This is a genomic window from Caulobacter sp. FG121, from assembly GCF_057809815.1.
Map to the genome: position 1 here is coordinate 650146 of NZ_JBMDKR010000001.1, position 23353 is coordinate 673498.

General features: G+C 67.7%; 25 protein-coding genes. 14 read left to right on the forward strand and 11 right to left on the reverse strand.

Translation table 11 applies throughout. From position 1 onward, the window contains the following. The first annotated feature begins 130 nt into the window (after window positions 1-130). On the forward strand, window positions 131-2674 hold the full coding sequence (locus ACODSL_RS03440; protein WP_488899230.1) for a TonB-dependent receptor: 2544 nt from the start codon (window positions 131-133) through the stop codon (window positions 2672-2674). 193 nt (window positions 2675-2867) lie between these two features. Here the strand turns inward: ACODSL_RS03440 and ACODSL_RS03445 are convergent, their stop codons facing one another. From ACODSL_RS03445 to ACODSL_RS03455, 3 genes are all read right to left on the reverse strand, one after another. Continuing rightward, window positions 2868-3821: an alpha/beta hydrolase gene (locus ACODSL_RS03445; protein ID WP_488899231.1), complete on the reverse strand. Its 954-nt coding sequence runs from the start codon at window positions 3819-3821 to the stop codon at window positions 2868-2870. 11 nt (window positions 3822-3832) lie between these two features. After that, window positions 3833-5695, reverse strand: coding sequence for an AMP-binding protein (locus ACODSL_RS03450; RefSeq protein WP_488899232.1), 1863 nt, complete (start codon window positions 5693-5695; stop codon window positions 3833-3835). 202 nt (window positions 5696-5897) lie between these two features. After that, window positions 5898-6863 (reverse strand): alpha/beta fold hydrolase, encoded by a 966-nt coding sequence (locus ACODSL_RS03455; protein WP_488899233.1) that lies wholly within the window; start codon window positions 6861-6863, stop codon window positions 5898-5900. A gap of 143 nt (window positions 6864-7006) precedes the next feature. Here ACODSL_RS03455 and ACODSL_RS03460 point away from each other — a divergent pair, with 143 nt between their 5' ends. Further along, a complete protein-coding gene (locus tag ACODSL_RS03460; RefSeq protein WP_488899234.1) occupies window positions 7007-7198 on the forward strand; it encodes an antitoxin in 192 nt (63 codons plus the stop codon). After that, the gene (locus ACODSL_RS03465) at window positions 7186-7458 is read left to right on the forward strand and encodes a type II toxin-antitoxin system RelE/ParE family toxin (RefSeq protein WP_488899235.1); all 273 of its coding nucleotides are present in this window, start codon (window positions 7186-7188) and stop codon (window positions 7456-7458) included. Before ACODSL_RS03460 ends, ACODSL_RS03465 begins: the two co-directional genes overlap by 13 nt. A 4-nt stretch (window positions 7459-7462) precedes the next feature. On the opposite strand, the gene ACODSL_RS03470 is transcribed toward ACODSL_RS03465, so the two are convergent. The 4 genes from ACODSL_RS03470 to ACODSL_RS03485 form a co-directional block, all read right to left on the reverse strand. Then, on the reverse strand, window positions 7463-9034 hold the full coding sequence (locus ACODSL_RS03470; protein ID WP_488899236.1) for a long-chain-fatty-acid--CoA ligase: 1572 nt from the start codon (window positions 9032-9034) through the stop codon (window positions 7463-7465). A 242-nt stretch (window positions 9035-9276) separates the two neighbouring features. Next, entirely contained in the window at window positions 9277-10716 is a 1440-nt protein-coding gene (locus tag ACODSL_RS03475) for an aldehyde dehydrogenase family protein (protein WP_488899237.1), read from the reverse strand. Window positions 10717-10819: 103 nt separating this feature from the next. Then, entirely contained in the window at window positions 10820-11767 is a 948-nt protein-coding gene (locus tag ACODSL_RS03480) for an SMP-30/gluconolactonase/LRE family protein (RefSeq protein ID WP_488899238.1), read from the reverse strand. Window positions 11768-11801: 34 nt separating this feature from the next. After that, window positions 11802-12275 (reverse strand): NUDIX domain-containing protein, encoded by a 474-nt coding sequence (locus tag ACODSL_RS03485; protein ID WP_488899239.1) that lies wholly within the window; start codon window positions 12273-12275, stop codon window positions 11802-11804. 169 nt (window positions 12276-12444) lie between these two features. Here ACODSL_RS03485 and ACODSL_RS03490 point away from each other — a divergent pair, with 169 nt between their 5' ends. The 5 genes from ACODSL_RS03490 to ACODSL_RS03510 all read left to right on the forward strand — a co-directional run bounded on the left by ACODSL_RS03490 (window position 12445) and on the right by ACODSL_RS03510 (window position 15153). Beyond that, a complete protein-coding gene (locus ACODSL_RS03490; protein ID WP_488899240.1) occupies window positions 12445-13191 on the forward strand; it encodes an SDR family oxidoreductase in 747 nt (248 codons plus the stop codon). 40 nt (window positions 13192-13231) lie between these two features. Beyond that, the gene (folB, locus tag ACODSL_RS03495; RefSeq protein WP_488899727.1) at window positions 13232-13609 is read left to right on the forward strand and encodes a dihydroneopterin aldolase; all 378 of its coding nucleotides are present in this window, start codon (window positions 13232-13234) and stop codon (window positions 13607-13609) included. Between the two features lie 131 nt (window positions 13610-13740). After that, window positions 13741-14172 carry a hypothetical protein gene (locus tag ACODSL_RS03500; RefSeq protein ID WP_488899241.1) on the forward strand — a complete coding sequence of 144 codons (432 nt, stop codon included), beginning with the start codon at window positions 13741-13743 and terminating at the stop codon, window positions 14170-14172. A gap of 60 nt (window positions 14173-14232) precedes the next feature. Beyond that, window positions 14233-14628, forward strand: a complete 396-nt coding sequence (locus ACODSL_RS03505) for a hypothetical protein (RefSeq protein WP_488899242.1) — start codon at window positions 14233-14235, stop codon at window positions 14626-14628. A gap of 135 nt (window positions 14629-14763) precedes the next feature. Next, a complete protein-coding gene (locus ACODSL_RS03510; protein ID WP_488899243.1) occupies window positions 14764-15153 on the forward strand; it encodes a hypothetical protein in 390 nt (129 codons plus the stop codon). A 42-nt stretch (window positions 15154-15195) separates the two neighbouring features. Here ACODSL_RS03510 and ACODSL_RS03515 read toward each other — a convergent pair whose 3' ends face one another. Beyond that, on the reverse strand, window positions 15196-16083 hold the full coding sequence (locus tag ACODSL_RS03515) for a branched-chain amino acid aminotransferase (RefSeq protein ID WP_488899244.1): 888 nt from the start codon (window positions 16081-16083) through the stop codon (window positions 15196-15198). Between the two features lie 80 nt (window positions 16084-16163). On the opposite strand from ACODSL_RS03515, the gene ACODSL_RS03520 reads away from it, so the two are divergent. From ACODSL_RS03520 to ACODSL_RS03530, 3 genes are read left to right on the forward strand one after another with little or no spacing between them, the layout of a single operon-like run. Further along, window positions 16164-16649 (forward strand): MarR family winged helix-turn-helix transcriptional regulator, encoded by a 486-nt coding sequence (locus ACODSL_RS03520; protein ID WP_488899245.1) that lies wholly within the window; start codon window positions 16164-16166, stop codon window positions 16647-16649. 1 nt (window position 16650) lies between these two features. Next, window positions 16651-17343 carry a response regulator gene (locus tag ACODSL_RS03525; RefSeq protein WP_488899246.1) on the forward strand — a complete coding sequence of 231 codons (693 nt, stop codon included), beginning with the start codon at window positions 16651-16653 and terminating at the stop codon, window positions 17341-17343. Next, entirely contained in the window at window positions 17343-18689 is a 1347-nt protein-coding gene (locus ACODSL_RS03530) for an ATP-binding protein (protein WP_488899247.1), read from the forward strand. The genes ACODSL_RS03525 and ACODSL_RS03530 overlap by 1 nt, the downstream gene beginning before the upstream one ends. Window positions 18690-18802: 113 nt before the next feature. Here ACODSL_RS03530 and proC read toward each other — a convergent pair whose 3' ends face one another. The 3 genes from proC to ACODSL_RS03545 form a co-directional block, all read right to left on the reverse strand. Beyond that, window positions 18803-19600 (reverse strand): pyrroline-5-carboxylate reductase, encoded by a 798-nt coding sequence (gene proC, locus ACODSL_RS03535; protein ID WP_488899248.1) that lies wholly within the window; start codon window positions 19598-19600, stop codon window positions 18803-18805. 10 nt (window positions 19601-19610) lie between these two features. Continuing rightward, on the reverse strand, window positions 19611-20120 hold the full coding sequence (locus tag ACODSL_RS03540; protein WP_488899249.1) for a type III secretion system chaperone family protein: 510 nt from the start codon (window positions 20118-20120) through the stop codon (window positions 19611-19613). A gap of 125 nt (window positions 20121-20245) precedes the next feature. Then, entirely contained in the window at window positions 20246-20515 is a 270-nt protein-coding gene (locus ACODSL_RS03545) for an accessory factor UbiK family protein (RefSeq protein WP_488899250.1), read from the reverse strand. Between the two features lie 116 nt (window positions 20516-20631). Between ACODSL_RS03545 and lgt the strand changes: the two genes are divergently transcribed. Genes lgt through pgeF form a run of 3 tightly spaced genes read left to right on the forward strand, consistent with a single transcriptional unit; the run spans window position 20632 to window position 23311 of the window. Continuing rightward, window positions 20632-21474 carry a prolipoprotein diacylglyceryl transferase gene (lgt, locus tag ACODSL_RS03550; RefSeq protein ID WP_488899251.1) on the forward strand — a complete coding sequence of 281 codons (843 nt, stop codon included), beginning with the start codon at window positions 20632-20634 and terminating at the stop codon, window positions 21472-21474. Next, window positions 21474-22538, forward strand: a complete 1065-nt coding sequence (locus ACODSL_RS03555) for a class I SAM-dependent methyltransferase (protein WP_488899252.1) — start codon at window positions 21474-21476, stop codon at window positions 22536-22538. The genes lgt and ACODSL_RS03555 overlap by 1 nt, the downstream gene beginning before the upstream one ends. After that, window positions 22535-23311, forward strand: coding sequence for a peptidoglycan editing factor PgeF (pgeF, locus tag ACODSL_RS03560; RefSeq protein WP_488899253.1), 777 nt, complete (start codon window positions 22535-22537; stop codon window positions 23309-23311). Before ACODSL_RS03555 ends, pgeF begins: the two co-directional genes overlap by 4 nt. The last annotated feature ends 42 nt before the right edge of the window (window positions 23312-23353 follow it).

Below are 23353 nucleotides of genomic sequence, written 5' to 3' on the forward strand. Positions count from 1 at the left end.
ATTGACGCTTGTGCAGGTTTCCCCGCGCGCCGTAGATGATCGCCGTCAACTTTGACGGAGCCGTCAGGCTTTCAAGTGTCGATAACCGCGCGGCTCCTCCCCGACCGCGCCAATAATCTCAGGACAGGAAATGCGTTTTTCACAGTTGCTTCGCGCGTCGGCCTCGGCCGCCGTGCTCTCCGCCGTTTTCGCTGGCGCGGCTTACGCGCAGGACCAGCAGGAAGCGTCGACCGTCGACGCCATCATCGTCACCGCCACCAAGCGTGAGCAGAGCCTGCAGGACGTGCCGGTCGTCGTGACCGCCGTCAGCGGCCAGCTGATGCAGGACGCCGGCGTCAAGGACATCAAGGATCTGACGATCCTGACCCCGGGCCTGACGGTCACCTCGACCTCCAACGAAACGGTCACCACCGCCCGCATCCGCGGCGTCGGCACGGTCGGCGACAACCCCGGTCTGGAATCCTCGGTCGGCGTCGTGATCGACGGCGTCTATCGTCCGCGCAACGGCGTGTCGTTCGGCGACCTCGGCGAACTGCAGCGCGTCGAAGTGCTGAAGGGCCCGCAGGGCACCCTGTTCGGCAAGAACACCTCGGCCGGCGTCATCAACATCCTGTCCGTCGAACCCTCGTTCAATTTCGGCGCGAACGGCGAAGTCACCGTGGGCAACTACGGCTCGCGCGGCGTGTCGGCCTCGATCACCGGCCCGCTCACCTCGGACGACACGGTCGCCGGTCGCCTGTTCGTGGCCTCGCGCCAGCGTGACGGCTACCTCGACGTGGTCACCGGCACGGCCGGCCCGCGCACAGCCAAGGACGACGTGAACCAGGACTTCTGGACCGCCCGCGGCCAGCTGCTGATCATTCCGAACGACGCCCTCAAGATCCGCGTCATCGGCGACTACACCCAGCGCGACGAGTCCTGCTGCCTCGCCACCCAGCTGGTGGTCGGCAACGCCGCCAACTCGCGCGCCAACCTGATCAACGCCACGCGCCCCGGCTCGATCGACACGACCGAGCGTCCGTTCGAACGGAACGCCTACGCCAACCGCGACACCGGCCAGTACATCGTCGACACCGGCTTCTCGCTGCAGGCCGACTGGGACATCTCCGACGACATCACCATGACGTCGATCACCGCCTGGCGGAACTGGCGGGCCGAAACCGGTCAGGACTCGGACTTCACCGCCGCTGACATCGCCTATCGTCCGAACGACGGATCGAACTTCACCGAGTTCACGCAGTTCTCGCAGGAACTCCGGTTCGCGGGCACGACAGGTTCGCTCGACTGGCTGGTCGGCGCCTTTTACGCCAAGGAAGACCTCGATGCCCGTTCGGTCCTGCTCTACGGCAAGGACTTCTACGGCTACTTCGACCAGCGCGTTCTGAGCAACGTGCCGGCCCTGCTCGGCCTGTCCTCGGCCGCAATCCATCAGCAAGGCAATGGTTCGGACGACCGCTACGCCCAGACCGACAAGACCTTCGCCCTGTTCACGGACAACACCTGGTCAATCACCGAAGCCCTGAAGCTGACCGTCGGCCTGCGCTACTCCAGCAGCGACAAGTCCCTCGGCACGACCTACTCCACCACCGGCGCCTCGTGCGACCAGGGTGAAGCCTCCTACGCGACCCTGGCCGGTCTCGCCGGCGTCCCGACCGCCCGCGCCGTCGTCGGCGGTCTGTGCCTGAACGCTCAGAACAACGACTTCGACGCCCTGGGTCACTTCACCCAGACCAAGAGCGAAGAAGAAACGACCGGCACGATCAAGCTGGCGTACAAGGTCACCGACGACATCATGACCTACGCGTCCGCCGCTCGGGGCTACAAGTCGGGCGGCTTCAACCTCGACCGCACCAGCAGCGCCCGGATCACGCCGTTCGGCTCGCCGCTGCCCTTCAACACGGCTTCCAACTGCGCCGTGGCGTCGGGCTGCCTGGACTATGCCGTCCTGAAGGACACCAGCTTCGGCGCCGAGTTCGCGGACTCGTACGAAATCGGGATCAAGACCAAGTGGCTCAACAACTCGCTGCTGCTGAACGCGACCGTCTTCTATCAGGACTACACCGACTTCCAGCTGAACACCTTCATCGGCACGGCCTTCGTGGTCGAGTCGATCCCCGAGGTGATCTCCAAGGGCGTCGACGCCGACTTCGTCTGGTTCACGCCTGTCGACGGCCTGGCCCTGCAAGGCGGCGTGACCTACGCCGAAACCCAGTTCGGCAGCTTCACCGCCGCTGACCTGACCGACCCGAGCCGCTTCAACAGCGTCTTCCGTCTGCCGGGTTCGCAGGTGTCGTTCGCGCCGCGCTGGTCGTCGTCGGTCTCGGCCACCTACGAGCGTGACATCAGCGACTCGCTGGTGTTCCGCACCAACGTCTCGGCCAAGTACACCTCGCGCTACAACACCGGTTCGGACCTGCACCCCGTCAAGGAACAGGACGCCTTCACTCTCGTGAACGCCCGTATCGGCATCGGCTCGCAGGACGAGCGCTGGTCGGTGGAACTATTCTCGAACAACCTGTTCGACCAGGACTACCTGCAGGTCGCGTTCAACGGCCCGTTCCAGGTCGATACGTCCAACCCCTACAGCGCCGCGGCGGACAACAACGTTTCGACGTATGACACCTTCCTGGGCGCGCCCCGGACAGTGGGCGTTACCCTGCGCGGCAAGTTCTAGTCTCGCGGACAGCACTGAGCTGAAAAGTGAAGGGCGGCTCGGGGAAGCCCGGGCCGCCCTTTTTCTTTTTGTCGGGGAGGCCCTGTGCGTCCTTCGAGCCCCGGATCAAGTCCGGGGTCGCTTGGGGCTCGCTCCTCAGGATGACGAAGAGGGGTGGCTTGCACAAAAGCCCGTCATGATGAGGAGCGGGCCATCAGGCCCGCGTCTCGAACCACGCAGGATGTCGGCCCAGCGCCGCCTTCAGCGCCGCCGCCGTTTCCTCGATCGCCGCGGGCACAGCCGGGCTGAACGGGGCCAGCGTGTAGAAGTCGTGGACGAACGCGCTGTACTCGACGTGCCGGGCCTTCCCGCCGGCGGCGTTGATCGCGGCGGCGTAGGCCTTGCCCTCGTCCTTCAGCGGATCGAAGCCGGCGGTGACCACGAGGGCCGGGGCGACGCCGGTGAGGTCAGCGAACTTCGGCTCGGCGCGCTTGCGGTCGGGGTGGCGATTGACCCCGAAGTGGTCGCCGAACCAGTCCATCACCTCGGCGGTGAGCAGGTGGCCGGTAGCGAGATCACTGCGGGACTTCGTGTCCTGCTCCATGGCCGTGGCCGGATAGAGTAGCAGCTGGAAGGCCAGCCGGCGCTTCGGGTCGTCCTTGATCTCCAGCGCCACCACGGCCGACAGGTTGCCGCCCGCCGAGCAGCCGCCGACCGCAATACGGGCCGGATCAACGCCGATTTCGGCCGCATGGTCGAAGGTCCACTTCAGCGCCGCCAAGGCGTCGTCATGCGCCGCCGGGAACTCGTGCTCGGGCGCGAGCCGGTAGTCGACCGACAGCACCCGAACGCCGGACGCAGCGGCGAGCCGGCGCAGGAAGCCGTCATGGCTGTCGAGGTCGCCGATGACGAAGCCGCCGCCGTGGAAATAGACGAGGCCCGGACCGACGGCCGGGGCGCCCCTGGGCGTGTAGAGCCGCGCCTTGATCGGCCCGGCGCCGCCCGCGACCTCGAGGTCGCGCACGTCCAGGTCGGTCGGCGCGTCGGCATCGACCCGCTGGGACCGGTAGCCCTCGCGGATCATCGCCGGCGGCAGGGTCTTGAGCGGCGGCATTTCGACCGCATTGGTCGCGTCGAGCAGCGCGCGGAATCCGGGATCCATCGTCATCGTTCGTTCCTTCAGACCGTGACCACGCCGGCGGCGGGCGGATTGGCATAGAGGCCCTGCACCAGGGCGTCGCGACGTTCGAGCGTGGCGCGCTGATTGACATAGCCTTTGTCGGTGATCTCTCCGGCGTCGATCGAGGGCGGCTCGGTCATAATCACGAAGCGGCCGACGCGGCGCGAGGAGCCGCCCGCCGTGGCGTTGAACGCCGCGAGCTTGTCCTTGAGGATCGCCGTCAGCTTGTCGATCGGCGAGCCCGGCCCCGGATCGGCGGCCAGCGCCTGCATCCCGGCCATCGAGGGCCAGAACAGCGCGCCGATGAACGGCCTGTCCTGGCCGGCGATCACGGCGTCCATCGCGTAGGGGCTGGCGGCGGCGACCAGATCCGGCCGCAGCGTGCCGACGCTGACCCAGGTGCCGCTGTCGAGCTTGAAGTCCTCGGTCACCCGGCCGTCGAACACCAGCCCCTGGGCCGGGTCGTTGTCGTCGACGAACTTCGCCGCGTCGCCAAGCTTGTAGAAGCCTTCCTCGTCGAAGGCGGCAGCCGTCTTTTCCGGGTCGTTGTGATAACCGGTGGTGACCGTCGGCCCCTTGACCCGCACCTCGAGCTTGGTCCCGTTCGGCACGAGCTTGATGGTCACGCCGGGCACCGGCAGGCCAACCAGGCCGACCTGTTCGGTCGCCCAGTGGGTCACCGTGACGCCCTGGGTTTCCGTGGCCCCATACATGGTCGTGAGCGGGATACGCTGGCCGGTCTCGGCGACGGCCAGCGCCTGCAGCCGGTCATTGACGTCGTTCGACAGGGTCGCGCCGCCGTAGCCCATGTAGCGCAGGTTCTTGAAGAACGACGCCCGCAGGACCGGATCCTGTTCCATCGCCTCGGCCAGCATGCCGAACGCGATCGGCGCCGATCCGAACACCACCGGCGAGACCTCGTAGAGGTTCCTGATCGTCGTCTCGAACATCCCGGGGATCGGCTTGCCCTCGTCGAGGTGCACCGTGCCGCCGCCCCAGAGGACGCCGTTGAAGCCGATGTTGCCGGCGCTGATGTGGCTCCAGGGCATCCACTCCAGGCTTTGGGGGATGACGTCGGGGTCGACCGCTTCCGACCGCAGCCCCTCGCCGCCGGCGATGGTCGCGGCCATCATGCCGAAGGTCTGCGGCACGCCCTTGGGCATGCCGGTCGAGCCGGATGTGAACAGGTATTTGGCGACCGTCTCGTGGCCGAGCGTCTCGCGAGCCTGATGGACAGCGGCGGTCGGCTCGGTTCCGGTCAGTTCGGACAGCGGAATGGCGCCCTCGCCCGTGCCGTCAGCCGTCACGAACACCAGCGTCGGATCGTAGGCGCGCAGGGTGGCGATGGCCCGTTCGAACATCACGCCCGACTGGGCGAAGATGACCCGCGGCTTCACCGTCTCCACGCAGTGCTTGAGCTTGGCGTGGTCGGTGGAAATGAGGCTGTAGGCCGGGCTGATCGGCGCGACCGGAACGCCGGCCGTGTAGCAGCCGATCATGACCAGCGCATGCTCGATGGAGTTCGCTGACAGCACCATGACGCTGTCGGCGCCGGTCAGGCCGCGGTCCAGCAGCCACTGGGCGATGCCTTCGGCGGCGCGCACCGCCTCGCCGTAGGTGACCTGGCGCCACGGGCCGTGACCGGGTTCGCGCTGCTTCATCCAGGGGCGGTCGGGGTGGGCCTGCGCCTTGTCCCGGATCAGGTGGGCGATGGAGCGCGGACCTTCGCCCGGCGCATGGTTGGAGCGAAGCAGGATCGAACCGTCTGCGCGGCGCTCGACCGTCACGTCTGGCCCCTTCTGGGGCAATGGCTTGAAAGCCGGCTTCACCGCAGCCGAAGTCGCACCGTCAGCGGGGGTCATGGGCGTTTCCTGGAGCGTTTGTTATCGTTGTTCCCTTGAGACTATTCCTGACCCTAGGGGAGTCAAACAGGCGTTGGGGCGTGCTCCGTGGTTCGAGCCCCGGACTTGATCCGGGGGGACCTGAGGGTCCGCTCCTCGCCATGACGAACACCTGCGCCCGTCATCCTGAGGAGCGAGCCTCAAGCGAGCGTCTCGAAGGACGCTACAGCCCCTTCAACCACTCCACGAGCAGGCCCGTCACCGCTTCCGGCGCCTCCTGCTGCGTCCAGTGGCCGACGTCGGGGAGCACCTGGGCGCCCTGCAGGTTCGGCAGGTGCGGGGTCATGATGTCGAGCGGATTGACGCCCGGGATCATTTTCAGCACCAGGTCCCGGTCGCCGCCGATGAAGAACGATGGCTGCTCGATCTTGCGGTCCTTGAACCCCTGCAGCCAGTCGAAGTCGCGCTGGTGGTTGCGGTAGCGGCTGAGCGGCCCGAAGAAGCCCGAGCGGTGGAACTCGGCGACGAAATAGTCCTCGTCCTCTTTCGTCAGCCAGGCCGGGAACGGTACGGGATCCGGCAGCCGGTCGAGCAGGCGTTCGCCGTGCGGCTTGTCCGCCGGCCAGGTCCCGTCCGGCGCGTCGCCGCTGATGGCGTAATAGAACTTGCGGATCGCCGCGCGCGGATCGCTGCCCAGTTCGGCCTCGGCCGGGCCGACGTCCTGGAAATAGACCTGGTAGAAGAACCGGCCGTTGTCCGTGAAGACGGCCTTGATGATGTCCATGAACTGCACCGCCGGCACGCCGGTGTAGGGCACCGACAGACCCGCCACCGCGCGGACCCGGTCCGGCCGCGTCAGCGCCGTGTTCCAGACGATCGGCGCCCCCCAGTCGTGGCCGATGACCACGGCCTTCTCATCCGGCGACAGATGCTCGATGACCCCGGCCACGTCGGTGGTGATCTGTTCGAGGCTGTAGTCCTCGACCCGCCCAGGCTTGTCCGAGCCGCCATAGCCGCGCACATCGATGGCGCAGACCTGGAACCCGGCCGCCGCGATCGGCGCGATCTGGTGACGCCAGCTGTACCAGCTCTCCGGAAACCCGTGCACCAGCACGACCAGCGGCCCCGAACCCTCGACAACAGCGCGCAGGTTGATCCCGTTGGTCGGGATGGTGGTGAAGGTCGTCATGGCGTTTCCCCGCTTTGCCCCGAAATCATCACGGGCGACGTCGGGGCAGGCAAGGGTCAACGGATGCGAGAAGAAATGCTACCTTAACGGGTATTTCTATCTAACACCCTTGTTTTTGCCTCGATCCGTGATAAGCTTTCAAAATGAGCGATGAGAAACCTCCCGGCTTCGAAGAAGCGCCGATCGCATTCGATGCGGACTACGACGAACGCTCGGCCGCCGCCGACGCGGATGCGGCTGCAGGACGGGTCGTGCCGCACGAGGTGGTGGCGAAATGGCTGCAATCGATCATCGACGGAAAGCCTGAGCTCCCGCCTTACTCGTGGCGAAAGTAATCTGGACAGACCAGGCGATCACCGACGTCGTCGAGATCGTCGGCTGGATTTCAGCTGACAAGCCGTTCACCGCCGCCCGTATCGCGGAAGAACTACTAGATAACGGCAACCGTCTGGATCTATTCCCGGGTCGGGGGCGAGCTATTTCTCACGGCAGGAGGGAACTCGTCATCTTGCCGCCATACCTGATCCGATATCGCATTGAGGGCGATCAGGTCACCATCCTCGAAGTCCGGCACGCTGCGCGACGGCCGGGGTGAGACCCTAACCCACCAGCCGCTCCCGCCCCTCCCAGAACGGCGCACGAAGCTCCCGGCGGAGCACCTTGCCCGACGGGTTGCGCGGAAGAACCTCGATGAAGTCGATGCTCTTGGGCGCCTTGTAGCCGGCGATCCGTGCGCGCGTGTGAGCGATGATCTCCTCGGCCGTGGCGGTCGCGCCGGGCTTGAGCACCACCATGCCCTTGACCGCTTCACCCCATTTCTCGTCCGGCACGCCGATGACGGCGGCGTCGGCCACGGCGGGGTGGCTGAACAGGGCGTTCTCGACCTCGGCCGGATAGACGTTTTCGCCGCCGGACACGATCATGTCCTTCACGCGGTCGTAGATGTAGAGGTAGCCCTCGTCATCGAAATAGCCGGCGTCGCCGCTCGAGAACCAGCCCTGGGGGCAGATCGCGTCGGCGGTGGCCTCGGGTCGATTCCAGTAACCCTTCATCACCCCCTTGGCGCGGATCTGGATCTCCCCGACCTCGCCGGGTTTGCCGGCCTCGCCCGTGGGCGTCAGGACCCGCACCTCGAAGCCCGGCCAGGGCTTGCCGCAGGAGCGCAGCTTGTCGCGCTCGGGCGCATGGTCCTCAGGCGGCAGGTAGGTCGCGCCGCCGATCGTCTCGGTCAGGCCGTAGAGCTGGGTGAAGTCGCAGCCGAACCGTTCCTGGGCCTGGCGCAACACGGCCTCGGAGATCGGCGAGGCGCCGTAGAAGATGCGCTCGAGCCGACGGAAGTCCGCATGCTCCACACCCGGCGTCTGCAGCAGCATGTTGATGATCGTCGGGGCCAGGAAGGCGTAGGCGACCTGCTTGTCCTGCAGCCGGTCAAGGATTTCGGTGGCGCTGACCTCGCGGGTCAGGATGTTGCGCACGCCCTGCAGCAGGGCCAGCAGGCCGCAGTTGGTCCCGGCCACATGGAACAGGGGCATGACGACGAGGTTTGTCTTGCCCGCATCATACTTCGCCCAGCCGGCCTCGAGCGCCAGTTGGAACAGGCTGAGGAAGTTGGCCTGGGTCAGCTGAACGCCCTTGGGCAGCCCCGTGGTGCCGCTGGTGTAGAGCTGGATGACGTCATCGTCGGCCCGGGCAGGCAGTCGGGGATCGCTTGAGGCGTAGCGGCTGATCCAGTCGCGGAAGCCCGGCCAGCGCGGGTGGCCCGGTTCGAACTGGATGAGATTCTTGATGTCCGGGAGTCCGCCGATGATCATGTCGACGACGCCGCCGAAGTCCTCGCCGGCCACCAGCACCTTGGCCCGCGCGTCCTTGAGAATGAAGGCGATCTCGGGTGGCGCGAGGCGCCAGTTGACCGGAGCAAGCGTCACACGTGCCTTGATGCAGCCGAACCAGAGCACGAAGAAGTCGTCGATGTTCTTCGCCAGCACACCGACCCGGTCGCCCGGCTTGAGGCCGAGCGCCAGCAGCGCCTGGGCACACTGGTTCGAGGCGCGGTCCAGATCGCCGAATGTGGTCACGCGGCCCTCGAACCAGATGGCCTCCGCGTCGGGGCGAAGCCGGGCCTGAACGCGCGGCACGTCGGCCACGGATTGAATGTCGGCGAGTAGGGTCATGCTGCTTCCTGTCCTGCCGCGCCTCTGACGGGCGCTGGCGATGCGAAGATGCACAAGGACGGACCAAAGAAAAAGGGCCGCCGGAACGATCCGACGGCCCTTTGATGGGCTGAGCCATATTGCGTCCTTCGAGACGCTCGCCTGAAGCTCGCTCCTCAGGATGACGAAGAGAGGTGGGTCGCACTCCTGATCGTCATGGTGAGGAGCGGACCATCGGGTCCGCGTCTCGAACCACGCAAACTCTACTCCGCGGCTTGCGCCGGGTTGAAGCCGAGCATGGCCTTGGTTTCGAGGAACTCGTGGAAGCCGTAGTCGCCCCACTCGCGCCCGTTGCCGCTCATCTTGTAGCCGCCGAAGGGAGCCATCAGGTCCCCGCCGCCGCCGTTGATGCTGACCTGGCCGGCGCGCAGCTTGCTGGCCACCGCGTGCAGCTGGGTCACGTCGGTGCCCGAGACGTAGGCCGCGAGGCCGTACTCGGTGTCGTTGCCGACCTTCACCGCTTCATCAACGCTGTTGTAGCCGATGATCGAAACGACCGGGCCGAAGATCTCTTCCTTGGCGATGGTCATGTCGTTGGTGACGTTGGCGAAGACGGTCGGCTTGACGAAGTAGCCCTTGTCGATGCCGTCCGGGCGGCCGACGCCGCCGCTGACCAGGGTCGCGCCCTCGTCGATGCCGGCCTGGATCAGCTTCTGGATCTTGTTGAACTGGACCTCGGACACGACCGGACCCATCTGGGCGTTGCCCTTCGGGTCGCCAACCGTCGTGGAATCGGCCGCCGCCTTGGCGATGGCGATCACCTCGTCCATGCGCTTGCCGGGGACCAGCATGCGGGTCGGGGCGTTGCAGGACTGGCCCGAGTTCATCATCACCGAGCGCACGCCGCCGGTGACGGCCGCCTGGAAGTCCGCGTCATCGAGGATGATGTTGGGGCTCTTGCCGCCCAGCTCCTGGGCAACGCGCTTGACGGTCGGGGCGGCGTTGCGGGCCACCTCGATGCCGGCGCGGGTCGAGCCGGTGAAGGAGACCATGTCGATCTCGGCGTGGCTGGAGAGGGCGGCGCCGACGGTCGGGCCGTCGCCGTTGACCAGGTTGAACACACCGGCCGGCACGCCGGCGGCATGAAGGATCTCGGTCCAGATGTAGGCCGAGAACGGCGCGACTTCGGACGGCTTGAGCACCATGGTGCAGCCCACGGCGATCGCCGGGGCGACCTTGCAGGCGATCTGGTTGACCGGCCAGTTCCAGGGAGTGATCAGGCCGCAGACGCCGATCGGTTCCTTGACCAGACGGGTCGGGCCGCGGTCTTCGACGAACTTGAAGCTCTTCAGCACGCCGATGGCGGTCTGGGTGTGGGCGAGACCCATGGCCGCCTGGGCGCGTTGCGCCAGCGAGGCCGGGGCGCCCATTTCCTCGGTGATGGCGTCGGCCATGTCGCCGTAGCGCTTCTGGTATTCGACGACGATGCGCTCGAGCAGGTCGATGCGCTCCTCGACGGTCGTCAGCGAGAAGGTCTCGAACGCCTTGCGGGCGGCCTTGGCGGCCTGGTCGACGTGGTCGGCCGTACCCAGCGAGATCTTGCCGCAGACCTCTTCATTGGCCGGGTTGATGACGTCCAGCGTCGTGACGCCGGTGGGCTGGACCCATTGGCCGTCGATGTAAAACTTCGTGTAGTCGCGCATCACGTCATCTCCCTGCGGGCCGCCGCACGGCCTCTTCAAACGCTAGTTTAGTTACCGCCGATCACCTCGGAAAGGGCCGAGTTCAAAGTTGATGCATCAAGCTTCAACGTTGATGCGCCTGCGGTTGGCCGGCGACCGGGCTGCGAGCCTTCAGAACGTACCCCGCGCGGATCGAGCCGATGTAGAGGTCCTTCAGGTCCGGTCCGCCCCAGGTGATGTTGGTCGGGTGGTTGACGATTTCGCCGGACGGGTCGTGGACCACGGTCTCGACGACGCCCGAAGGCCGGATCGCGACGATCTTGTTGGCGGCCGGCAAGCAGACCCACAGCACCCCGTTGGCGTCCATGCCCACGCCGTCGGTGTAGCCAAGATCGTCCGGATGATGCGCGGCATCCGCCTCCGCCTGGACCTGCGAGGCGTCGACCAGCCGGCCGAGCACCGGGCCGTAGCGCTCGCCCGGCCCCAGCTTGCCGCCAAGCAGGATTTCAAACCGCAGGACGTCGGCGCCGCTGGTCTGGGCGCAGTAGAGCCAGCGGTCGTCAGCCGACAGGGCCAGGCCGTTGGGGAACTTCAGCCCCTCGGCGACGATGCTGGTGGAGCCGTCGGGCCGCAGCACGAAGATGAAGCCGTCCGGCCGGCCGTCCAGCGCCTGGGGCCAGGTCTCGGCGTGCGTGGAGTTGGCGCACCAGATGTTCCCGTCCCGGTCCAGCACCGGATAGTTGGCGCTGGTCAGCCGCCTGCCGCCGACTTCGGCGACGAGAGATTCGTGTTTCCCGGTCGCGGGGTCGAACCGCTGCAGCGGCCCCTCTTCCCTGTCGTAGATGCCGAAGTTCGCGATCAGCACCCGGCCCTGCAGGTCCATGTTGATGCCGTTGGGCGCGCCGCCCTTCGGGCCCATGCGGGTGAAGGACCCGTCCGGATGAATCTCGGCCACCGCGCATTGATGGTCCGAGGCGAAGACCCGGCCGTCCTTGCCGACGACCACATCCTCGGGCCGGTCGATGCCGACGGCGATCTTGCTGAAGTCCTGCGGGACCATCCAGTTCGGCATGCGCGTTTCCCCCGTGTTGGTTTTCTGATTGGCTCTACCAGAACAGGTCCGGCGGGCCGCCGTCCAGCGTCTCGGCCAGACGTTTGCGCGTGCCCCGCGTCGCGCCCTCGGGCAGATCTTCGGGGTGGAACCAGTCGACGCGCAGGATCTCGCCGCGCGAGGTGGCGGTGGCCATCTCCCAGTGATCGACGCGGTAGACCAGCACATGGTCGCCCCGGAAGGCGCCGCCATTGGAGTGCATCGACACCAGTCGCGGCCGGGACAGGGCCCGCACGCCGGCCTCTTCCTCGAGCTCCCGGACGGCGGCCTCCTCGACCGTCTCGCCCTTTTCCACGCCACCGCCCGGAAAGTGCCAGCCGGGTGTGTAGCTGTGCTCGATCAGCAGCACCCTCCCGGCCTCGTCAAAGACCACCACCCGAACGCCAAGCGTCAGGCCGCGCATCTGGCGCATGATGATCTGGTAGACCGGCCGAAGGCGGGGTTCGAGAAGGCGTTTCCAGCGGGACATGACGCCAGCCTAGAACGGCCGCTTGCCCGGCGCGAGAGCGGCGGCTAAAGCCGGGGCGTCTTTTCAATCCGGAGCCGCGTCATGGCCGCCATCGGCGTCATCTCGATTTTCATCATCGCCCTGATCGCCCTGAACCTGTTCGAGTTCGGTCGGGCCGACTGATCCCGTCTTGAGCGGCGCGGCTGTCATCACCGGCGCGGCCCGGCGCATCGGCCGGGTTCTGGCCGTGCAGGCCGCCCGATCGGGCCATGACGTCGCCGTCCACCATCGCGACTCGGCCGACGAGGCCGAAGAGACGGCCGATCTCGTCCGCGCCGAAGGTCGCAGGGCCTGCATTCTGGCCAGCGACCTCGCGGCCCCCGACGCCGGCGACCTGATCGGTCGGGCTGAGGCGGTCCTCGGCCCTGTGACCCTGCTGGTCAACAACGCCTCCCTGTTCATCGACGATCGTCTGCAGTCTTTCGACGTGGATACCTTCGACGCCCACATGGTGACGAACCTGCGGGCGCCCGCCCTGCTGGCCCAGGCCATGGCCGCCCGGCTGCCCGACAGCGCGACCGGCGCCGTCATCAACATCCTCGACCAGCGGGTCTGGCGGCCCAATCCACAGTTCTTCGGCTACAGCCTGTCCAAGGCGGCGCTCTGGCATGCCACGCAGACGATGGCCCAGGCGCTCGCGCCCCGCATCCGGGTCAACGCCATCGGCCCGGGCCCGACGCTCGGCTCGGTGCACCAGGCGCCCGGTGAATTCGAGCGGGAAGCGGCCGGCACCCCGCTCGGCCACAGCGTCAACCCCGACGAGATCGCCGCGGCGATGCGCTATCTGATTGACGCTCCGTCAGTGACCGGTCAGATGATCGCCGTGGACAGCGGCCAGCATCTGGGCTGGCTCACACCCGACATCATTCATCCCTGACCTGCTGAGAGACGTGGCCGCCACCCTTCCCGAAACGCCCCTGGACCCCGCGCCCGCCGCCCGCATCGTGGTGGCGAAGATCTTCGTGCGCGGCCTGAAGGTCGAGGCCGAGATCGGGGTCTACGACCATGAGCACGGCAAGACGCAGCCCCTGATCGTTGACGTTGAACTGGATGTGACCACGGTCCACGCCGAACGCCTGTCCCAGACCGTCAACTACGAGACGATCGCCAACGACGCCCGGGATCTGGCGGCCGAGGGCCATATCGAACTGGTCGAGACTTTCGCTGAACGGCTGGCCGAGCGCTGCCTGGCCGATCCGCGTGTCACACGCGCCCGGGTGCGGGTCGAAAAGCCGATGGCGCTCGCGCCCCATGCCGAAGCGGCCGGGGTCGAGATCACGGCGGTCCGGGTCTGACCGGGACCGGCCCATCCCATGCCGCCCGCCTCGCCCCGCTGAGGCCAGAAACCGTCTGGACGCTTGAAGGCGACGCGCTCGTCGAAGTCGCCGGTGCTAAGACGCGGCGGCTGGCCTTCGCCGACCTTCGCGTGCTGCGGCTGGCGGGCCTGCCCGGCAGCCCGCGCCGCGCGGTCGTCCTTCAATTCGCGAAGGGTCGCTGCGTCGTGCCTTCGCATAGCTGGCGCGGGCCCGGCCGGTTCGACGACCGGATGGAGACCTTCGCCCCGCTGGTCCGTACCCTGGCCGAACGAGCCGCCGAAGTCGCGCCGCGCGCGCGGTTCGCGACCGCCGGTCTCGAGATAGGGGAAGCCTTCCTGTGGACCATGGGCCTGCTCGGCCTCGGCGCGATCGTGCTCCTTGCGGCCTCGGTCAGCGCTGGCGCCGCCGGCCTCGGCGTGGCCCTGGCGGCCAGGCTGGTCTTTGTGCTGATCCTGATGCTGGCCGCCATGCCCTGGCTCAAGGGTGGAGGCGCGACGTTCGAGCCCCGGGCCATCCCGCGCGACCTGCTCCCGGAAGCGTGACCCCGCACCGTTTGCCAGTGAGGGCAAAACCGTCCAGCATCGGGGTTTCGGGAGGCCATGATGACCGACACCGTTGATCGACCCCACGAAGACCGCGTCCTTCCCGCCGTCGTCTACGGCCTCTACCTGCTCAGCATCCCTTCCGTATGGGTAGCCGTGCTGATCGGCCTGGTTCTGGCCTATGCGAACCGCGAGCACGCGGGATCCCGCATGGCGACTCACTACCAGTTCCTGATCCAGACCTTCTGGAAGTCGATCTGGTGGGCCGTCATCGGCGTGGTGGCCGTCATCGTCGGCGGCATCTTCTCGGTGCTGCTGATCGGCATACCGGTCCTGATCGCCGGGTGCCTGATCCTGGCCGCCGTGCACATCTGGTTCTATGTCCGGGTGGCCGTAGGCCTGATCTATCTGGTGCAGGACCAGCCCTACCCGCGCCCCGACGCGTGGTTGTTTTAGAGGCAGTCAGCCCCCCTTCTGCCCAACGAACGAACGGCTTCCGGTCGGTCCCTCCCCTGACGGTTGCAGGCTTTTGACCCGGCCGGTTCCAGGTCGAACGGTCGGGTCGCGTCGAGGAATGACGGGGGAAAGTCCATGGTCGCGCGTTTTCTGAGCCTGCTGCTGGGGCTGATGCTGAGCTCGATCGGCTGGGCCATCGTTGACCCCAAGGGGCCCGCCGCATCGCGGATTCCGCCGCTCGATCTGGGGATGTTCGAAGGGCACAGGGTCTTCATCGGCTGGGGCTTGCTGGCGCTGGGGATCGCCGCGCTGCTCTCGGCGGTGGCGCCCAAGTCCAGGCCCAAGCGCAAGGCGCCGCCGGTCGTCGACTTCAACGCGGCGTCCATTTTGGATCATCACGAGGACCCGGGGCATCACGGCGACGATCCGCATCACGAAGATGATCACGACCACAGGCCGCACGGGGACGACCATGGTCACCACGTTTCGTCATCGGGATCGCCCCGACCTTCAGCGCTCTGGTAGGAAATGGCCCGCCCTCCCCGGATCCGGGGAGGGCGGAGACCTTCAGGCGTCGACGAGTTCGCGGCGCACGAGGCGGGCGTAATCGTCCATCAGCGTCAACGAGATCTGGCCGGGCGTGAAGCGGTACTCGCCCACCTCTGCCACGGGAGTGACTTCGGCGGCGGTGCCGACGATGAAACACTCACTGAAGCCGGCCATCTCTTCCGGCTTGATGTGGCGCTCGATCACGTCATAGCCGCGCGCCTTCGCCAGACGCATCACGGAGCGGCGGGTGATGCCGTCCAGGAAGCAGTCCGGCGTCGGGGTGTGGAGTACGCCGTCCTTGACGAAGAACACATTCGCGCCCGTCGCCTCGGCCACATAGCCGCGGTAGTCGAGCATCAGGGCGTCGGAGTAGCCGTCCTTCTCCGCGAGATGCTTGGAGATGGTGCAGATCATGTAGAGGCCGGCTGCCTTGGCCGCGGTGGGCGCGGTCTTCGGTGAGGGGCGATCGTATTTGGCCCAGGCCAGACGGACGCCCTTCTTCTTCTGCTCGAGATCGTAGTAGCTCGGCCAGTCCCACACGGCGATCGCCACGTGGATCTTCGTGTTCTGGGCCGAGACGCCGATCATCTCGGACCCGCGCCAGGCGATCGGACGAATGTAGCAATCCGTCAGACCGTTCTTCGCGCAGGTCGCCTTGCAGGCCTCATCGATCTCCGACACCGTGTAAGGGATCTTGAAGTCCAGGATTTCAGCAGATTTGAACAGCCGCTCGGTATGAGCCGTCAGCTCGTAGATCTCCCCGCCGTACATGCGCTCGCCCTCGAACACGGACGAGGCGTAATGCATGGCGTGTGTCAGTACGTGTACCTTCGCCTCGCGCCAGGCCACGAACCGGCCATCCAGCCAGATCCATCCGTCGCGATCATCGAAGGGAACGATAGACATTGGGAGCAACCCTCCTTTCAAGGGAACCGCGACCTTAGACGCCCGGGGCCCTTTGGCGTCAAACAAAATGGTGCAGTGCAGTGACCGTCCCCGCCGATCCGCGGCTGATCCTTCGCGATGAGGAGCTGGACCAAGGCCTTGAGGTGATGCTCCTGGCCGAGGCGAGTCTGTGGGCGGCGGTCGATGCTGCGCTCGAGGTCGAGACCGGCCTGGGACGGCCGCACTGGCGCGCGGCCTTCCTGCTGCGGCGGCGGCCAGGCCTTGGCGTGCGGGACCTTTCGCGACTGACCGGCCTGTCCAAACAGGCCGCCAGCCGGACGCTCGCCGATCTGGTCCGGCTTGGCCTCGCTGAAACCGACGCGGGGGACCTGGACGGCCGCCGCCGGCCCGCGCGCCTGACCGACGCCGGCCGCGCCTTCGAGGACCGGGTCGCCGAACCTCTGCGGGCCCTGCTGGGTCGCGCCTATCGCACGGGCGGGCTTGACGGGGTGGCCGGAGCAAGGCGGATTCTGGCGGCTCTGGCCGGGCCCCGCACGGGCGTCGGCCTTCGACGCGGGGAGACGTGACGTGAGCCAGCCGGACAGACACCTGCTGGTGGTCGACGACGACGACCGCATCCGCGAGCTGTTGCGCGAATTCCTCGGGCGCGCCGGATTCCGTGTGACCAGCGCCGCTGATGCGGCCTCGGCCTGGCGATTTGTCGAGGCGTTCGATTTCGATCTGATCGTGCTGGACTTCATGATGCCCGGCGAGGACGGCGTTGCGTTCACGCGCCGCCTGCGCGCCCGCACGGACCAGCCTGGACGTACCCCCGTGCTGATGCTGACGGCCCGCGGCGAGGCCAACGACCGGATCGACGGTCTGACAGCCGGAGTCGATGACTACCTGGCCAAGCCGTTCGAGCCGCGCGAGCTGCTGCTGCGCATCGAGGCCATCCTGCGCCGTGCCGGGCCTCGCGAGGTCGGGCCCAGCAGCCTGTCCCTGGGCGAGTGCGCCTTCGACATCGAGCGCGGGGAGCTGACCCGCAACGGCGCCCAGATCCGACTGACCGAGGCCGAGATCGAACTGATGCGGCGCCTCGCGAAATCGGCCAATGCACCCGTCGACCGGCTGGAGCTGGCGCGTGACACCGCCGATATCACCGGCCGGGCCGTCGATGTGCAGGTCACCCGCCTGCGCCGCAAGATCGAGGTCGACTCGAAGAATCCCCGGTATCTGCAGACTGTGCGCGGCGTCGGCTATCGCCTGGCGCCCGACTGATGAAGCTCCGCGCGCTCAAGATCATCATTCCCCGGCAGATCAAGCGATGGCTGCCGACCAGCCTGTTCGGCCGCAGTCTGCTGATCATCATCCTGCCGATCGCGCTGATGCAGATCGCGGTGACCTGGGTGTTCTTCGACGCCCATTGGCAGACCGTGACCAGCCGCCTGTCCGACGGACTGGCCGGCGACATCGCATGGGCCGTCGAGAGTTACCAGGACGATCCCCGGCCGGACTCCCTCGCGCGCATCGCCGAGCGGGCGCAGGACTCGATGTCGCTGTCGATCGCCCTGTCGCCGATCCGCACCCTGCCGCCGCGCCGGCCGACATCCGTGTTCGGCGCGCTCGACCGGTCGCTGGACCGGGCGCTGTCCGAGCATCTCGAGGTCCCGTACTGGTTCGATACCGTCCGCTTCCCGGGCTACGTCGACATCCGCGTCAAGGTTGGCGGCCAGGTCATGCGGATCATCGCGCCCTCCGACCGGGCCTGGGCGACGCAGGGCGGCATCTTCGTCCTTTGGATGATCATCACCACCCTGCTGCTGACGGCGATCGCCATCCTGTTCATCCGCAACCAGGTGCGCGCGATCGAGCGGCTGGCCACCGCCGCTGAAGCCTTCGGCAAGGGCGGCGACGTGGCCGACTTCAAACCCTATGGCGCGCGCGAGGTGCGTCAGGCGGCCCAGGCTTTCCTGGCCATGAAGAGCCGCATCCAGCGCCATCTGGAGCAGCGCACGGCCATGCTGGCCTCGGTCAGCCATGACCTGCGCACGCCGCTGACCCGCCTGAAGCTGGAACTGGCCCTCGCCGAGCCTTCGAAGCGCGTCGAGGCGATGAAGACCGATCTCTCCGAGATGGAGCATATGATCGACGAGTACCTCGCCTTCGCCCGCGGCGAGGGCGGCGAAACCGTCGAGATGACCGCGCTGCGCGATCTCATTCAGGAGGTCAGCGAGGGCGCCGCGCGGGCCGGAGCGGAGGTCTCGATCGACGCGGACCCGGCCCTTGTGCTGGCGGTGCGGCCCAACGCCCTGAAGCGGGCCCTGTCTAACCTGGTGATGAACGCCGCCGTGCACGGCGAGCGGGTGCTGATCTCGGCGCGCCAGACCCCGGCGGGCGGGGCCGAGATTACCGTCGACGACAACGGCCCGGGCATCCCGGCGGACCGCTACGAGGAGGCCTTCCGGCCCTTCAACCGCCTCGACGAGTCGCGGAACCAGAACGAGAAAGGTGTGGGCCTCGGCCTCGCCATCGCCCGCGACGTCGCGCGCAGCCATGGCGGGGAGCTGAGCCTCGACCGGTCGCCGATGGGGGGGCTGAGAGCGGTGATTCGGTTGCCGGGGTAGAAAGATGCTCCCCATCGGGGGAGCTGTCGGCGCGTAGCGACGACTGAGGGGGTCCGCTCAGATTTCGGGTGACCCCCTCCGGCCCTTCGGGCCACCTCCCCCGATGGGGAGGATCACCCCAACTCCCGCGACCGCCGGATCGCCGCCGCCACCGCCGCGTCGAGCAAGGGCCGCAAGCCGCCCTCGCCCATCAGCACCTCTAGCGCCGCCTGGGTCGTGCCCCCGGGGGAGGTGACCTGGGCGCGGAGATCCGCGGGGGAGGCTTCACTGGTGGCCATGAGCGCGGCCGCGCCGACGACCGTCGATCGCGCCAGCGTCGCCGCCGCATCCGCCGGAAGGCCCGCGCGGATCGCAGCTGCTTCAAGCGCCTCGACGAAGGCGTAGAGGTAGGCGGGCCCGGACCCGGACACCGCCGTGGCCGCGTGCATCAGGCCTTCGTCCTCAAGATCGACCGTGCGGGCGATGGTGTCGAACAGTCGGTGGGCCGTGGCGCGGGCGGCGTCCGACGTCGCGGCGATGCTGGCCGTGCCCCGGGCGATGGCCACGGCCGTGGTCGGCATGACGCGGGCGATAGGCCGGTCGCCGAATACCTCGGCCAGCGAGGCGATCGACACGCCGGCGGCGATCGAGACGATCACCGCGTCAGGCGCCAGATAGGGTGCAACCGCCGTGGCGACCTCGCGCCACATCTGCGGCTTCACCGCCAGAATGACGGTCGGGGCCTTTGCAAGCGCGTCGTCGGGCGGATTGAGGCGCGCGCCCTTGTCGGCGGCGGCCTTCGCCTCGGCGCCGGGATACGGATCGCGGATCAGCAGGTCGCCGGCGGCGACGGGACCGGAGGCGGCCCAGCCGTCGATCATCGCGCCGCCCATGCGGCCGGCGCCGAGCAGAAGGACTGTCGTTGCGGTCATGGTCGCGAGCTTACGCCTCGCCGACGGTCTCGAACATGCAGGCGGCCATCGCCTCGTCCGGCGACTTGGCGCCGGCCAGCAGGAAGTCGAACGCCGGATAGAACCGGTCGGCCGCCTCCACCGCTGCATCGATCATCGAGGCCGCGGCGGCCAGGGTCGGCCGCTCGCCGCCCGGCAGGCTGAGGGCGTGGCGGAAGACCACCTCGCCGTCATCCGCCCAGACCTCGAAGTGGCCGAGCCAGACGCGCTGGTTGATCAGCGACAGCAGTTCGTAGGCCGAGGCGCGTTTGGCCTTGGGCGTGGTCATGCCGATCGACAGGCACAGTTGCAGGCAATCGGCCTCCGGCCGCCAGGCGAACCACAGCTCGTAGTCCTTCCAGTCGCCGGCCAGCGCGAAGGCGAGATCGCCGTCGTCGGTGCGGTCGAAGGTCAGGTTTTCGGCAGCGAGCACATGCTCGACGACTTCCAGCGGATCAAGCGCCAGCAGGGCGTCGTCTTCTTCGGGATGGGGCGTGTCCATGGGGCCTCTGTATCCCTCCGACCTGTGGCCGAGCGGGGAAGCGCCCGGCGGAAGCAGCGTCCTTGAACAAGGAGCCTAGACTGCTTCGCGGCGGGCGTAAGGGGGGTTCTTGCCGGGCGCGAGCCCTACTCGCCCTTCTTGGCCGGTTTGGCCTTCGGGGCGGGTTTGGCGGCGGATTTGGCGCTTTTCAGGGCATCGACCTCGGCGCGCAGCGCCGCGATCTCGGCCTTCAGGGCATCGAGATCGTCCCGCCGCACGAGATCCATCTCGGCGACCATCCGGTCGGCCTGGGCGCGGAACGCCGTCTTCGCCTCTTCACTGGCGGCCTGGGCGACACCGGCCGCCGCCGTCGTGAACTTGGCGATCTCGTCGAGGAAGGGGTTCTTGGTCTGCATAGGGGCCCTGTCGGACGCGAAATGGCGCGCCCATCCCCCTAATATGGGAAACCGGGGGTGAAAGCGAAGGGGATCACCGCTATCAGGGGCAAGAAGACTCCCACACGGAGAGAGACGTGCAGTTTCCGAACTTCGATCCCGTCATCTTCCATATCGGTCCGCTGGCCATCCGCTGGTACGCGCTGGCCTATGTGGCGGGCATCCTGCTGGGCTGGCGCTATGCCGTCGGCCTGATCAAGAACACCCGCCTGTGGGGCGGCCAGACGCCGGTGGCCAACGCCGAGCAGATCGATGACCTGATCCTGTGGATCACCCTGGGCATCATCGTGGGCGGGCGGATCGGCTATATCCTGTTCTATGCACCGAACCTCGTCTGGGACGATCCGCTGGAAATCTTCCAGGTGTGGAAGGGCGGCATGAGCTTCCACGGCGGCTTCATGGGCGTAATCACCGCGGTGATCCTGTTCTCGATCGGCAACCGCATCGACATGTTCAAGCTGGGCGACCTGGTCGCGCCGGCCGTGCCCATCGGACTGTTCTTCGGCCGCATCGCCAACTTCATCAACGGCGAGCTGTGGGGCCGCCCGACCAGCGTGCCCTGGGCCATCCAGTTTCCGCAGGCCGGCATCGAGTACCGGCACCCGAGCCAGCTCTACGAAGCAGCCCTTGAAGGCCTTCTGCTGTTCCTGATCCTGCGTTTCGCCACCCACCGACTTCTGTGGCTGCAGCGGCGCGGCGCGGTCGCCGGGCTGTTCATGGTCGGCTACAGCCTGTTTCGCATCTCGCTGGAAAGCGTGCGGGAGCCGGACGCGCAGATGCTGCCGTTCCTGCGCGACGTGATCACCATGGGGACCCTGCTGTCGATCCCGATGTTGCTGTTCGGCCTGTGGCTGATCTGGCGATCGCTGTCCCAGCCTGCCCCGGCGCAAGCCGTCAAGGCGGAGCAGGTCGAAGGCTGATGCGCTTGATGGAACGCCTGCGCGCCGAGATCGCGCAGACCGGCCCGATCACCGTGGCCGAATACATGAACCGCTGCCTGAACGACCCACAGGACGGCTACTACGCCACCCGCCCGTCGCTGGGCGAAGCCGGCGACTTCATCACGGCGCCCCTGATCAGCCAGATGTTCGGCGAGCTGCTGGGCGTCTGGGCGGTCGAGACCTGGACCCGCATGGGCAAGCCGGAGGCATTCCGGCTGGTCGAGATGGGCCCGGGCGACGGCACGCTGATGAGCGACCTGCTGCGCACCGTGCGGCTCGCGCCGGACTTCGTGGCCGCCGCGGAGGTCTGGATGATCGAAACGTCCTGGCCGTTGCGTGCGGTGCAGAAGGCGAAGCTGGCCGACGCCGCCCCGGAACCCAGCTGGACCGGGTCGCTGGGCAATCTGCCGGACGGCCTGCCGGTGATCCTGATCGCCAACGAGCTGCTCGACTGCCTGCCCGCGCGGCAGTTCGTCCATGCCGGCGAAGGCTGGATCGAACGGCTGGTCGGCCTCGGCGAGGACGGCGGTCTGGCGTTCGGCCTCGCCCCCTCCCCGACCGGCGCGACACCCCCGCCCGACAGTCCGATCCTTGAAGTCTCGGCCGCGCAGGAGGCCCTCGGCGCGGAGCTCGGAGCCCTGATCGCCCGGGAAGGCGGCGCGGCCCTGCTGATCGACTACGGTCGCGGCGGTCCCGAGTTCGGCGACACCCTGCAGGCCATCCGGGCCCACGAGAAGGTCGACCCGCTCGCCTTCCCCGGTGAGTCCGACCTGACTGTCTACGCCGACTTCCCGACCGTGCGTGACGCGGCCCGGGCCGCCGGGGCCGAAGCGACCGACCCGATCGCCCAGGGCCTGTTCCTCGGCATGCTGGGCATCCAGCATCGGGCCGAAGCCCTGAAGGCCGCCCGTCCCGACCGTGCCGAGGTCATCGACAGGCAACTGATCCGGCTGGTCTCGCCCGACGAGATGGGCGAGTTGTTCAAGGTCGCCTGCATCCACTCGGCCGAACTGATCCCGCCGGGGTTCGAGGCCTCGACGTGAGCGGCCTCGCGCCCCTGCAGAGCGGCCTGCTGGCCGCCGTGCCGGGTGTGAAGCACGGCTTCTTTTCCCGCCAGGGCGGCGTGTCGAAAGGCATCTATCGGGGCCTCAACGTCGGGCGCGGCTCGAACGACGACGCCGATGACGTGCTGGAGAACCGCCGGCGCGTCGCCGACTGGTTCGGCCAGACGCCGGACGCCCTGAACACCTGCTACCAGATCCATTCGGCCACGGCCGTCGCTGCTGACGGACCCTGGTGTGGCCGGCTGCCCGAAGGCGACGCTGTCGTCACCGGCGAGGCGTCCGTCATCTGCGGCATCCTGACGGCCGACTGTGCGCCCGTGCTGTTCGTCGATCCGGAGACCCGCATCGTCGGCGGCGCCCATGCCGGCTGGCAGGGTGCGCTGAACGGCGTCGTCGAGGCGGCGATCAGCGCCATGACGACGCTGGGCGCGGAGCGGTCGCGCATCCTGGCCGCCGTCGGTCCCTGTATCGCCCAGTCGTCCTACGAGGTGGGGCTGGAGTTCCTCGACCGGTTTGAAGCCGCCCGTCCCGGATCCGCCCGGTTCTTCGCCCCGGGCGAGACGGCGGACAAGCGGTTGTTCGACCTGCCGGGCTTCGTTCTCGACCGCCTGGCCGAAGCCGGGGTGGCGAAGGTTGAATGGATCGGCCGCGACACCTGCGCCGAGGGGGACCTGTTCTTCTCCAATCGCCGCGCATTCAAGCAGGGCGAGCCCGATTACGGACGTTTGATGTCCGCCATCATGGTGGGCTGAACGATCGTCCCCACATGTCCTGAACCGGCGGCGCACTCGCGC

Excerpts from the sequence above, each read along its gene's own strand:
- ACODSL_RS03440 (WP_488899230.1), top strand. The coding sequence starts at position 131 with ATGCGTTTTTCACAGTTGCTTCGCGCGTCGGCCTCGGCCGCCGTGCTC.
- proC (WP_488899248.1), bottom strand. The coding sequence starts at position 19,600 with ATGACCGCAACGACAGTCCTTCTGCTCGGCGCCGGCCGCATGGGCGGC.
- ACODSL_RS03555 (WP_488899252.1), top strand. The coding sequence starts at position 21,474 with ATGCGCTTGATGGAACGCCTGCGCGCCGAGATCGCGCAGACCGGCCCG.
- ACODSL_RS03530 (WP_488899247.1), top strand. The coding sequence starts at position 17,343 with ATGAAGCTCCGCGCGCTCAAGATCATCATTCCCCGGCAGATCAAGCGA.
- ACODSL_RS03480 (WP_488899238.1), bottom strand. The coding sequence starts at position 11,767 with ATGCCGAACTGGATGGTCCCGCAGGACTTCAGCAAGATCGCCGTCGGC.
- ACODSL_RS03445 (WP_488899231.1), bottom strand. The coding sequence starts at position 3,821 with ATGACGATGGATCCCGGATTCCGCGCGCTGCTCGACGCGACCAATGCG.
- ACODSL_RS03545 (WP_488899250.1), bottom strand. The coding sequence starts at position 20,515 with ATGCAGACCAAGAACCCCTTCCTCGACGAGATCGCCAAGTTCACGACG.
- ACODSL_RS03470 (WP_488899236.1), bottom strand. The coding sequence starts at position 9,034 with ATGACCCTACTCGCCGACATTCAATCCGTGGCCGACGTGCCGCGCGTT.
- ACODSL_RS03515 (WP_488899244.1), bottom strand. The coding sequence starts at position 16,083 with ATGTCTATCGTTCCCTTCGATGATCGCGACGGATGGATCTGGCTGGAT.
- ACODSL_RS03485 (WP_488899239.1), bottom strand. The coding sequence starts at position 12,275 with ATGTCCCGCTGGAAACGCCTTCTCGAACCCCGCCTTCGGCCGGTCTAC.
- ACODSL_RS03455 (WP_488899233.1), bottom strand. The coding sequence starts at position 6,863 with ATGACGACCTTCACCACCATCCCGACCAACGGGATCAACCTGCGCGCT.
- ACODSL_RS03510 (WP_488899243.1), top strand. The coding sequence starts at position 14,764 with ATGGTCGCGCGTTTTCTGAGCCTGCTGCTGGGGCTGATGCTGAGCTCG.
- ACODSL_RS03505 (WP_488899242.1), top strand. The coding sequence starts at position 14,233 with ATGACCGACACCGTTGATCGACCCCACGAAGACCGCGTCCTTCCCGCC.
- ACODSL_RS03475 (WP_488899237.1), bottom strand. The coding sequence starts at position 10,716 with ATGCGCGACTACACGAAGTTTTACATCGACGGCCAATGGGTCCAGCCC.
- ACODSL_RS03450 (WP_488899232.1), bottom strand. The coding sequence starts at position 5,695 with ATGACCCCCGCTGACGGTGCGACTTCGGCTGCGGTGAAGCCGGCTTTC.
- ACODSL_RS03540 (WP_488899249.1), bottom strand. The coding sequence starts at position 20,120 with ATGGACACGCCCCATCCCGAAGAAGACGACGCCCTGCTGGCGCTTGAT.
- ACODSL_RS03460 (WP_488899234.1), top strand. The coding sequence starts at position 7,007 with ATGAGCGATGAGAAACCTCCCGGCTTCGAAGAAGCGCCGATCGCATTC.